Source organism: Paenibacillus sp. 2TAB23, assembly GCF_052115165.1.
Lineage (GTDB): Bacteria > Bacillota > Bacilli > Paenibacillales > Paenibacillaceae > Pristimantibacillus.
The window spans coordinates 505,173-517,462 of the sequence record NZ_JBFRGD010000002.1 but is presented as its reverse complement, the minus strand read 5'-3'; the positions used below and the strand labels follow the sequence as shown (position 1 = coordinate 517,462).

Genomic DNA, 12,290 nt, shown 5'->3' with positions numbered 1-12,290 from the left:
GCCCTCGTTCAATTATGTTAAGATGGGAGTAGCTCATGTTGGGTTCTCCTGTAATTGATGGTTGTGTGGTAACTTCCATTTTACACGAATCCACTCATGGGCTTCTTTGTTCTTCTAGCTGTCGCACTTCATATTACAATTCGTCATTTACATAGCTGCCGAATTTGTAACGGATTGTTTATAAATCTGTGATTCTTTATTGCTTCCTCTGAACCATTTGAATGTTATATTTTGAAGCGCAACTCGGAAATTTACCGGTACAGGTATCTTTATCTATTGAATAAGTGCTTCCTACAGAACTTAGAGATGAGCTGAAAGTCCATTGTGGTAAAAAAAGTACCAATCGAAAGTCAAACTTCTCGTCTATGAATCCTACCGAGCATCGCGGATAATTAACGTATGCAAATGAACGCTATTAACACTTGGAAGGTGACGGCTGGTGAAAAAAACGTTTAATGACGACGTTCAAAGGAAGAGATATCTTCCAAGAGTATACCGACCAAATCAACGCGGCGCTCAAAGACAATAAATTAAACGATTTCAAATAAGGATAACCGAAGAAAACCCTGGTGGCGCAGTGTTTTCTTCCTATCGGCAGCCAGACTGGCGGCTAGGAGGAAAAAGGATGAACAAACCGATCATGATCGATATGCATTTCTGCAAAAATATTTCATCAAAGCCGTCATGATCGGTGCGATTAAGGGATCGAGGAGCGGCATGCGTGAGCTTCTTGGCAGCAGCACCCATTCTACCAATTCTGTGTTAAGATAGGCACATTACATAGGATTCTAAGTTCTATGAATCGTTCTAACCGGAGGTGTTTCAAGATTGCCCGCCATTCTCCGCAATATAACGAGTGTCTACAAACGATCCGTTCAATTTCGTTTAACGAGCTACTTTTTGATCATCCTCGTCCCACTTGTTGCTGTCAGCATTTTTGCCAGCCTCCGCTCCGAACAGATTCTGGAGCGAAAGGTCAATGAACAAACCAGGATTGCCTTGTCATCAGCCATGGAAGCAATCGATATGACGATGAATAACATCGAGAACATGTCTATGGCTTTGGCAACGGATACGAATCTGAATGAGCTGTTGAGACGCGAAAATACTCATTTGACGGCCGATATGACATTGGATTTCAACAAAGTGCTTAACCAGCTGTCCAATATGAACTCGGTCAACAATTACTTAACGCAATTCTCAATCTATCATGCCTATTCCGAAACCATTCTTTCCTCCAAGTACGGAGGAAGAAGAATGGATGGGCTGCTGAAACAGCCCTGGTATGGCGAATTGTTGAAATCGGGTGGTAAGCGCTTTCTGCTTATACCGCGAGTGGACGAATTCGATTCTTATCAGCAATTGGACCAATCCTTTCAGCCTGGGTACTTGACGTTAATGCTGGCGATGGATCCGTTCAAGCCCGATGTCCGTAAACATGTATTAATGATAACGATTTCGGCCAGCCATCTTCAGAAGCATCTTGACACACTTGTGCACGCCAATAACGCGAGCGTTTTTCTTATGAACTCCGATAACCGCTTGATTGTGGGAACAAACCCCGATATAACGCCACCGCAATGGACAACGGGATCGGACTACACGGTGAATCGCCATTCGGGGCAGAATGGAAATCCTGAAATGCTGGTGCGTTACCGATCCGCAGTGTCAGGCTGGACGATTATGATGGTAAAGCCAGCTTCTGCGATGTATGCCGAGATCAACCAATTACGGACATTTATGTACGTAATTATCAGCATGAGCTTTTTATTGTCGCTCGTTATCTCTTGGGTCGTCTACCAAGGCATTGCTTCGCCTCTACGCACGCTTGCACACGGAATGAAGCAGGTGCGTATAGGCCAATTGAATACGAATCTGCCTCATAAGCGGGAGGATGAGTTCGGTTACTTAATGCAGTCATTCAACGAAATGGCATTGGAGCAAAAACATTTGATTAAAAACAATTATGAGCAGCAGCTGCTTCGGCTGAAGGCCGAGCTTCGCGTCATGCAATCGCAGATTAATCCCCATTTTCTATACAATACGCTGGATTCCATCTATAGTATGGCGGAAAATTACGAAGCGGAAGAGATCACGGAGATGGTGCTGAATCTATCGAAGTTTTTCAGATTAAGCCTGAGCAAGGGACAAGACGAGTTTACGGTCGCAGAAACGATCGAACATCTTCAATATTATTTGACCGTCCAGCGCATACGGTTCATCGACAAGCTGTCCGTATCTATTCAGGTGGATGAACCCAGTAAGTCTTGTCTTGTTTTAAAGCTGCTGCTGCAGCCGATCGTAGAGAATGCTATTCTCCATGGTTTGGAGCAGAAGAAAAAGGATGGCCTTGTCAGAATCGACTGCCGAGTAGAGCAGCAAAGACTGCGCCTTGAGGTTTCCGATAACGGAAAAGGCATCAACGCGGAGCGTCTCGGCTATATAAGGGATGAGCTTGCTAAGCTTTCGCTGCATACGGATAAGGTATGGGAACATGAAATACGCAGGCATGATCTGTACGGCTTATGGAACGTAAAAGCAAGGCTCAAGCTGTATTACGGCGAACCGGCCGAATTGACGATCGATAGTATTGAAAACGAGGGAACGACCATCGTGTTATGGATCCCAATCGGAGGTGCCTATGAATCTCATGATCGTAGAAGACGAGCTTCGTCTGCTGAATAACCTTGCCCGCAACATTCCTTGGGAAGAGCATGGAATTGAGGTGGTCGCGACGGCGGGCAACGGAATGGATGCGTTAATGCTGTTCGATCAGATGAAACCGAATATCGTACTTCTTGACATTCATATGCCCGATCTGGATGGTCTGTCTGTCGCCAAACGAATTGCACAAACGGATCCGCTTGTGAAAATCATCGTGCTGAGCGGGCATGATGATTTCAAGTATGCCCAGATTGCCATTGAGCTGAATGTCATGAAATATTTGCTCAAGCCCTCCGGCAATACGGAAGTGCTGCACGCCGTTTTAGAGGCGCGAGAGAGCATACGCAGCGATCTTGAAGCCAAGTATAATCAGGAATTGATGCAGAGAAAATGGGCAGAGCATCTGCCGCGACTCCAGGATATCTTCTATCAAAGCTGGATAGAAGGCAAATATGCGGAATGGGAAATTGATCAACGCAGCAGGGAATTAGGAATAACGCTTCCGGCCAATGCATTGTGGGCTGTGACGGTTGTAGATCCTGATCCTTTAACGAATCAGGAAGGCCGATTTAGCGCGGAAGATATGATGCTTGTAAAGATTTCGTTGCTCGGGATTGCAAAAGAATTTCTGGATAAGGTTCCTTGTTTTATTTCCACCAATCACTCCGGCTCGTCGGTGCTTGTATTCTATGACAGTACGCGCAATGGTGGATCAGGAAACGACTTTATGGCGGAGGTTCACCTCCATACGACAAGGCTATTGAGCGTACTCAAGGAATATCTCAAGGTAACAGCTAGTGCCGGAATCGGCCGTGCGTGCGACCAGTCGAGTACCGTCTGCGATTCTTACCGGGAAGCCTGTCAAGCGCTGGAAGAAAGAGTGGTGCACGGGCATGATATCGTCGTTCCCTATCGCGACAAACGCGAGTCGCGCAGCGTTGTTGCCGCAGATGTCCAGAGGGAGAAGGTGCTTGCTCACGCGCTGGAGACCGGGCAAAGAGAAAAAGCAATCGCGATGATTGATGAATGGGTCCATGTCTATGTCGATCAGGCTTTGACAAGTGACGAGGTGCATCAAAATATATTGCACCTGAGCTCGCTATTCGTTCGCGTCATCCAATTGAAGGGCTGGTCGCTCAAAGAAATCGTCGGCAGCCATATCACTTATTTTTATAATCTCCGCGCATTGACAACGAAAGACCAGACGTTGCAGTGGCTTTATGAAGTAATCGATCGATTCTGCTTATATGTCAATGATAGCAAACATAATAGCCGTCACGAATTAATCCGTCAAATGATCGAATTGGTAGATTCGAGCATTAACGAGGATATCGGCCTCCATGAGGTGGCTGGCAAGCTGTATATTAATGCCTCATACTTATCCCGCCTGTTTAAGCAGCAGATGGGGCAGTCGTTCACCTCATATATCGTGGAGCGCAAAATGAAGCTTGCCATGCAATGGTTGACAGAAGGGATGAAGGTGTCAGAGACCGCGGAATTGCTGGGCTATCGGGATTTCAGCTATTTTACCAAAGTATTTCGGAAAACGTGGGGTGTGACGCCAGCCGATGTTAAGAACAAAAAAGAATGAGCATACATCTAGAAAACCGATTGTCAATCTAGCTCTTCGAGATAAAGAATCAAAAAGTAGTCATTTGGCGAATAGCGGCTCGATCAATGCGGACAGAATCGGCCGTCGCGAGGTACTGCTTATGTCGTGGTGATTCACACGACAGATGAATACAGGGAATATCAATTGTTTTTTGATGGTGTCCTTCTGGATCAAGCGGAGTACCGGATCGGAGCGTACACGTTCAACTACGAGGATAGAACCAAGGAGGAGATGTCCCTCTGTTACGGGTTTAACATCTCCAATAAGGATCGCTCACGGGAGCGATTTCTCTCCCTTGACCCGGCTCCGCTTAAGAAGGAGGCGTACAAAGTCGACGACGCCTTGTTCGAGACGGCTTATACAATCCGTCCGATGCCTACTGGGGAAGGAACCTATTACCGTTGGATGATCGAGAATCCGCATCCGAACAAAAAGATCATCGGTGTTCGGCTGACCGTGGACAATCCCGCCGCGTATAACATTTACGTGATGGAGATGAGGGCCTACCCGAATTATCCGGTCTGGCCGTACCCACAATCTTAGTCCAGATAAGATAAGCTAAAGAGCTTCATATAAACAAACGGAAAGGATGAAAACGTAATGTCCCCTATCCTGAACGTCGGTATTATAGGCTTAGGCGAAGTCGCACAGGTCATTCATCTGCCGGTACTCGCCGCGATGCCCGATCACTTCCGCATCGCGGCTCTGTGCGACGTATCTCCGGGGCTGCTTGCCGCTATGGGAAAACAATACGGCATCAACCGTCTTTACTCAGACGCTAGCAAGCTCACTAGCGATCCGGACGTAGACGTCGTATTTGTGCTTAACAGTAACGAATACCATACGGAGTGTGCGATCGCAGCCGCGAACAACAAGAAACATGTCCTGATCGAGAAGCCGATGTGCTTAACGTTCACGGAAGCCGACGCCATCATCGAAGCGAAGAATCGAAACGGTGTGAAGGTCATGGTCGGCTATATGAGGCGTTTTGCGGCTTCATTCGTGGAAGCGGTCCATTTGATCCGCAGCATGGACCGTATTCATTATGCACGGGTCCGGGATATCATCGGACTTAATGCATTCTTCATCAAGCCTACGAGTCATACGGTCTCGTTCGGGGATATTCCGGAATCGCTGAAGGAGGACCGTTACCGCAGAACAGCGGCGCTCGTGGAGGAAGCTACCGGAATAGCGGCCGGTTCACCGCTACACGACGTTTACGGCTTACTAGTCGGTCTGTCCAGCCACGATTTGTCTGTCATGAGGGAGGCGCTCGGCATGCCGCAGGGCATCGTCGGTGCCAAGTATACGGAGACAGAAGGCTTACCGTTTTTGACCGTGATTTTCGACTACGGCAGCTTCTCCGTCATGTTCGAGACTGGCGTTGACGGACAGGGGCGCTTCGATGCACATCTTGAGGTGTATGGGATCGGCAAGTCCGTCAAGGTTCAGTATGATACCCCGTATATCCGCCATCTGCCGTCCACGCTTACCGTCGGCGAAACCGTTGGTGAAGAGTACACGGAATCTGTCCGACGGCCGACCTACACCGATCCGTATACGCTAGAGCTGAAGCATCTGCACGAGGCGATTACTCAGAATCAAGAGCCGAAGACGACGCCGGAGGAATATAAAGACGATCTCGTGTTGTTCAAAATGATCATTGATGCCTTGGCCGAAGTATGACGAAGGAGAGTTATGGACACCGATAAAATCGTGAAGCTGCAAAGCAGGCACGGCCGTTACGGATTATTGCGATACCGAAATTCAAGTTATTTGCTACGATGAAGTTAGGTTGACTTGATCCATGACGACAGCAGCTTCAACGGCGTGTGGATGAACATGCTGAGTAACTGCTCACAACGTTATTCGACAGTCCGGTGCGTCATGTACAAAGGACGCCTAGTTAAGGCAAAAATTAAAAATCCCTTGCAACCGCTGAAACGGTCATAAGGGATTTTTTTCGATTCGAGGACCATTAGTCCAAATGCAGATAGAAAGTCGTCGATTCCCCAATTTCGCTCTTCGCGTAGAGCTTGCCGCCATATTGATCGACGATGGATTTGGCAATGGCAAGACCTAGACCATGGCCGCCTTGTGTGCGAGAGCGGGAGGAGTCCGTCCGATAGAATCGGTCGAAGATCCGGTGCAATTGCTCCGAGGCAATGCCTTCACCCGTGTTCGTGACCGACAGAACGACATCCTGGTGCTGTTTCTTCAGCTCAATCTCGATCACTCCGCGCGGCCCTGTGTATTTAATGGCATTGTCGAGCAAGATCATGATGACCTGCTTAATCTGTTCAATGCTGCCAATCACTGTAAGTCCAGGCTCAATCTCATATTTGAGTTGAAGCTCCTTCTCGAAAATAACGGCTTCCATGGTCAGCATAATCGTCTCAACCGCTTCGCTCAGGTCAAACTCGGCATGCATCATGGCGGAACGCGCGTCCTCCATTTCGGTCAGATAGAGGAGATCGCCCGTCAGCTTGGACATGCGAACTGTCTCCTGCTTGATAACATGCAGCCACTTGGCTTGGTTCACAATTGTATCCTCGCTGTTAGCCAGCAGTACGTCTGCGTTGGTCTGTATGACAGCAAGAGGCGTCTTCAATTCGTGGGAAGCATTGGCGATAAACTGCTTCTGCTTCTCGAACGCCTCCTTGACCGGAGCAATGGATCGGCTGGCGAAATAACGGCTGATGAAATAAATGACGACGAGCATTACGAGAGCGACAGCTCCAAACGTATAAATCATATTCGTCAGAATACCCTGCTGAGCGGTAACATCCGTGAAGACGAACATGTTGCCCGCAGCAGCGGTCGGCTGAACGATGAAAGCCCATTCATTGCCGTCCAGCTTGAGTTGACCGGTCGTTTTGCCCGTAGCTATTGCCATCTCGAGAGCCTCTTGGAAGAAGGAATCCTCCATATCAAATCGCGAGTCGGTGCTCGTTAACGTACCCGTGCTGTCCGCTTCCAGCTTGAACGATACGGACCTTTCAGGTCGCCAGCCGTCGTTATCCATGGCTGTAGGCGGCTCGCCTTGGAACATATCTGAAGGCGATGCGCCAGCATCGTCCGGTTCGAACCGTCTAGGTCCGTCCTGCTGTTTATGATAAGATTCCGAAACTTGATGAAGCTCCATATTAATGTCGCGTTTCACGTCTTGATAGGTGATGGCATAAATGGCTGTGAAAGCAGCCAGCATCATGACGGTGATCGTGATCAAGTTCAGCAGGAGAAATCGGTTTTTAAGTTTTTTAAACATGCTGCTCCGTCACCTCTAGGATGTACCCGACGCCTCTAATCGTTGCAATCTTCACAGACGCATGAAGAAAGGCCAGCTTTTTCCGCAGGAACGAAATGTACACCTCCACATTGTTGTATTCCGCGTTCGAATCGAAGCCCCATAGTTTTTCGATGATTTGCTCCTTTGACGTGACGGCAAGCTTTCGCGTCACAAGCAGCTCGAGCAGCTCGCTTTCCTTTAAATTGAGCTTCAGTTCCTTGCCCTTGACGGTCAGCTTCAAAAGCGTTGTGTTCAGCTCAAGATCTCCGAACGTCAACGCGTCCTCAGGGACGACCTCTCCCTTACGCCTCAGGGCAGCGCGTATGCGGGCCATCAGCTCCTCGGTCGAGAACGGTTTGGCGATATAGTCATCCGCTCCGTAATCGAGTCCGATTACTTTGTCCGAAATCTCGCCTTTGGCCGTCAGCAGGATGACCGGCGTCGCTTCGCCATCCCCCCTCAGCTTGTGGAGCACGGCTAAGCCGTCCATCTCCGGCATCATGACATCGAGCAGCAGAAGATCGTAGATGCCGCTCAGTGCGTAATCGTAAGCGGATCTGCCGTCGTGGACGACATCCACGGAATAGTTCTGCTTCTTCAATAATTGGGATAGGGCTTCCGCCAAATGTATTTCGTCTTCCGCGATTAAAATTCGCATCAGCTGTTCATCCTTTGCTGTTACTAGATTTGCTATCCCCATTATAGCAAGCGAACCTTTAACCAACCTTAACTGTTTTCGATTATTCCCTTTCGGTCGCTATATATAGGAAGCGCGATTTTCTTTAAGGAAATGTAAAGTCGTTTAAGATTCATTAAAGGTTCGGGGACTAAGATACAGACATGAGAGATGAGACCACAGCGAATGTCGGAAAGGAATGAAACAAAAATGGCTATTGAGGTGTTCAACCGATACGAGAACAAATACTTGTTGGACCACGATGCGTACCTAAGATTTTATAACGACCTGCTGGATTATATGGAGCTTGACGCGTATAACAAGCAGCATAAATTTTATTCGATCAGCAACCTTTACTTCGATACTCCGCATGATTCGCTCATCCGGACGAGCCTGTCGAAGCCGAAATACAAGGAGAAGCTCCGGCTAAGAGCGTACGGCGTGCCGAGCGGCGACGCGAAGGTGTACCTGGAGATGAAGAAGAAGGTGTTCGGTCGCGTAAATAAACGAAGAACGGGACTGAAGCTGAACGAAGCGTACGAGTTCGTGCGAACCGGAGTAGAGCCAGCGTTCCAGCCATACATGAACAAGCAGGTGATCGAGGAAATCAAATATTTCCTATGCCGCTACGAGCTCGAACCGAAGGTGTATCTGGCTTACGAACGAATGGCAATGTTCAGCAAGGAGAGCCGAGACCTCCGCATTACGTTCGACACGAATATCCGCCATCGCCGGTACGACCTGGGACTGGAGCTTGGCGATCATGGCGAGCTTCTCGACTCGGCCAACAAGTGGCTGATGGAAGTAAAGGCCGAGAACACGATTCCACTGTGGCTGTCACGGCTGCTATCGGAGCATGGATTATACCGCACTAGCTACTCTAAATACGGCAACGAATACAAAAAAACGGTTAGGCACGGCAATGAGCGGCCGACGTTGCGGTCGCAAACAACAACGACCGCGCAAACGACACCTATCACACCATTTATAGAAAGAGAGAGTGCAAGCTATGTTTGATTTCGAAACTTTATTCAATCCTACGACTGCGACAACCGCAATGACACTTGGCAGCTCGATCGTCACGATCCTGATCGCCATCGCCCTCGGCGCCATTATCAGCTTCACATACATGAAAACCAGCACGACTGGCTATTCGCAAAATTTCACGCTAACCATGATCATTCTGCCCACAATTGTCGCCATTATTATACTCCTGATCGGCAGCAATATTGCCCGAGCTTTCAGTCTTGCGGGAGCCTTCTCGATCATCCGGTTCCGCAGCGCTCCCGGCGATCCAAAGGATATCGCTTACGTTCTGTTCACGATGGCGGCCGGTCTGGCTTGCGGCGTAGGCGCCTTCGGATACGCGGTATTGTTCACTGTAATCCTTTGCGCCTTGATGTTCATCTTGAGTAAAACCAACTTCGGAGCGAGAAAGTCGGCTCAGAAGCTGCTCAAAGTAACGATTCCGGAAAGCCTGGGCTACGAGGAGGCATTCGACGAAGTATTCGATAAGTTTGGTATTGCGTATGAATTGAAAAAAATCCGTACGACCGAGCTTGGCAGCTTGTATGAGCTCGTCTACACCGTCACGTTGGATCAGAACACGAACCAGAAGGAATTTCTCGACGCGATCCGGTGCCGCAATGGCAACTTGGATTTGTCCTTGACGATGTTCCCTACGGCTACGGCAGAATAATGCAACAACCATTACAATCCGGAAGGAAGATCGATATGAAAAAGACAAAATTAAAACGTTTTGTAGGCGTAATCGCCTTGTGCACGGTACTGCTAGCTTCGGCCTGCAGTAATGGAAGCAGTACTACGGCGGCATCCGGCAATGCGGCGGTCGCAGAGAACGCTTCAACGAATCAGCAGACGGTGACGGCAGCGGTTGCGACCTCTGAGCTCTCGATGGACGACCTCGTGGAGTTCGACGATGAAGACTACAACACGGAGTGGAGCGAAGACAGCTCGACGAAGATCGTTTTTGGCGGCACATCGGCTAGCGTGACGGGAGCCGGAGCCGCAGCAGGCGAAGGCGGCTCAGTGAGCATAACGGAAGCCGGCACGTATGTATTAAGCGGCACACTGAACGACGGACAGTTAACGGTGAATGTGCCGGACGGCACGGTACACTTGGTCCTGAATGGCTTGGAGCTGCATGACAACGACAGTGCTCCTCTGTATATCGTGGAAGCAGGCAAGGTTGTTTTGACACTGCAAGACGGCACGGAAAACAAGCTGTCGGACGGCACGAACTACGTCTATGCCGATGCGACCGCCAAAGAACCGAACGCAGCCTTGTACAGCAAGGCTGACCTGACGATTAACGGAACGGGCAAGCTGACGGTGGAAGGCAACTTTAACAACGGTATCAACAGCAGGGACGACTTGAAGCTGGTATCGGGCACGATCGCGGTTAAGGCAGTTGACGACGGCGTATTGGGCAAAGACCGCGTGGCTGCTCTGGAAAACGCGAAACTGACGGTGGAAGCAGGCGGTGACGGCGTGAAAGCGACCAATGCAGAAGAAGAAGGCAAAGGGATTATTGCCATCGCCGGCGGCATGTTCGACATTACGTCCGGCAATGACTCGCTTCAAGCGGAAACATCCATGCTTATTAATGGCGGTACGTTCTCGCTCATAACCGGCGGCGGCAGCGCGAATGGAGAGACGCATGTCGAAGAGCGCGGCGGCTGGGGCGGCAGTCAACAAGCTGCGCCAGATACGACAAGCACGGCGACCGGTACGGATGCGACGGCAACGGAAGAAGCATCGACAAGTGCCAAAGGACTGAAAGCAGGTATGGAAATTCAAGTGGGAGGCGGTACGTTCAAGATCGACTCTGCGGATGACGCCATCCACAGCAATGGCAATGTGACGATAGCTGGCGGCGAGCTCACGCTGACTTCCGGTGATGATGGCATCCATGCGGATACAGCGGTTATGGTCACAGGCGGAAAGATCAACATTACGAAGAGCTACGAAGGAATCGAAGGCTCCATTATTACGCTGGCTGGCGGCGAAGCAACTGTAACGGCTTCCGACGACGGCGTGAACGTAGGAGGAGGGAACGACAGTTCGTCAGTGAACGGACGCGCTGGTCAGAACACGATTACCGACGGAACGCACATGCTGACGATTACTGGAGGCACGTATAACGTGAACGCTACAGGCGACGGACTCGACTCCAATGGTTCGATCGCGATGAGCGGCGGCACAGTAACCGTTAGCGGTCCTACCAATGCGGGCAACGGCTCACTTGATTACGATGGCACTTTCGAGATGTCGGGCGGCTATCTGATTGCCGCGGGCAGCTCGGGCATGGTGCAATCGACTTCCGACACGTCAACGCAGCAATCGGTGCTCATGACTTTCCCGCAGGCACTGGAACCTGGAACGATGGTGCGTCTCGAGGATAGCGAAGGAAATGCTATCGCAACGTTCGCTCCATTAAAAACATTCCAATCGATCATGATCAGCTCGCCTGACCTGAATCAGGGTAGCACATACACAATCTATTCAGGCGGTTCGTCTACCGGCACCGAAATGAACGGCTTGTATGAAGGCGGCGAGTACACAGGCGGTTCGAAAGTAGTCAGCTTCGAGATTACGAGCGCTGTCACTTGGGTGAACGAATCGGGCGTAACGACTGCTCAGAGCGGCATGGGCATGGGCGGCGGAAGAGGCGATATGGGAGGTGGTAAGCGTCCAATGAAAGGCCAGAGTGGTCAGCCTCCAGCTGATGACACGGTCCCTGGAGCTGCTCCACAAGGTACGACGGACTCAGGTACGCAGGAGCATTAAAGAATCAAGGACGTTTAGGGATCCGCAAATCATTCTTCAGTAAAGAGACTGATTCAAAAGCGTTCCGCTCGCTGAAGAAACAGCTCACACAATTAAAAACAACAAGAACAACAAGAACAACAAGAACAACAAGAACAACAAGAACAACAAGAAGATTCCATCAAAAAAGCGTTGCAGAAGGCTAACCTGCATCGCTTTTTTGATTTTGGTCTATTGCTGACTTCTTCAGCAAATGATGG

9 protein-coding genes are annotated in these 12,290 nt (G+C 49.7%); 7 read left to right on the top strand and 2 right to left on the bottom strand.

The genetic code is table 11. The features are described 5' to 3' along the window. Positions 1-828 precede the first annotated feature (828 nt). The 4 genes from AB4Z29_RS05070 (at position 829) to AB4Z29_RS05055 (ending at position 5,962) form a co-directional block, all read left to right on the top strand. Complete coding sequence (locus AB4Z29_RS05070; RefSeq protein ID WP_441941998.1) at positions 829-2,685, top strand: cache domain-containing sensor histidine kinase; 1,857 nt, start codon at positions 829-831, stop codon at positions 2,683-2,685. Next, on the top strand, positions 2,642-4,255 hold the full coding sequence (locus AB4Z29_RS05065; RefSeq protein ID WP_441941997.1) for a response regulator: 1,614 nt from the start codon (positions 2,642-2,644) through the stop codon (positions 4,253-4,255). The genes AB4Z29_RS05070 and AB4Z29_RS05065 overlap by 44 nt, the downstream gene beginning before the upstream one ends. A 126-nt stretch (positions 4,256-4,381) precedes the next feature. After that, positions 4,382-4,819: a hypothetical protein gene (locus AB4Z29_RS05060; RefSeq protein ID WP_441941996.1), complete on the top strand. Its 438-nt coding sequence runs from the start codon at positions 4,382-4,384 to the stop codon at positions 4,817-4,819. 57 nt (positions 4,820-4,876) lie between these two features. After that, a complete protein-coding gene (locus AB4Z29_RS05055; RefSeq protein WP_441941995.1) occupies positions 4,877-5,962 on the top strand; it encodes a Gfo/Idh/MocA family protein in 1,086 nt (361 codons plus the stop codon). A 292-nt stretch (positions 5,963-6,254) separates the two neighbouring features. Here the strand turns inward: AB4Z29_RS05055 and AB4Z29_RS05050 are convergent, their stop codons facing one another. After that, positions 6,255-7,544 (bottom strand): sensor histidine kinase, encoded by a 1,290-nt coding sequence (locus AB4Z29_RS05050; RefSeq protein ID WP_441941994.1) that lies wholly within the window; start codon positions 7,542-7,544, stop codon positions 6,255-6,257. Beyond that, the gene (locus AB4Z29_RS05045) at positions 7,537-8,223 is read right to left on the bottom strand and encodes a response regulator transcription factor (protein ID WP_441941993.1); all 687 of its coding nucleotides are present in this window, start codon (positions 8,221-8,223) and stop codon (positions 7,537-7,539) included. Before AB4Z29_RS05045 ends, AB4Z29_RS05050 begins: the two co-directional genes overlap by 8 nt. 228 nt (positions 8,224-8,451) lie before the next feature. Between AB4Z29_RS05045 and AB4Z29_RS05040 the strand changes: the two genes are divergently transcribed. From AB4Z29_RS05040 to AB4Z29_RS05030, 3 genes are read left to right on the top strand one after another with little or no spacing between them, the layout of a single operon-like run. After that, on the top strand, positions 8,452-9,258 hold the full coding sequence (locus AB4Z29_RS05040) for a polyphosphate polymerase domain-containing protein (protein WP_441942019.1): 807 nt from the start codon (positions 8,452-8,454) through the stop codon (positions 9,256-9,258). Further along, on the top strand, positions 9,251-9,940 hold the full coding sequence (locus AB4Z29_RS05035) for a DUF4956 domain-containing protein (protein ID WP_441941992.1): 690 nt from the start codon (positions 9,251-9,253) through the stop codon (positions 9,938-9,940). Before AB4Z29_RS05040 ends, AB4Z29_RS05035 begins: the two co-directional genes overlap by 8 nt. 35 nt (positions 9,941-9,975) lie before the next feature. After that, entirely contained in the window at positions 9,976-12,051 is a 2,076-nt protein-coding gene (locus tag AB4Z29_RS05030) for a carbohydrate-binding domain-containing protein (protein WP_441941991.1), read from the top strand. Positions 12,052-12,290: the final 239 nt, after the last annotated feature.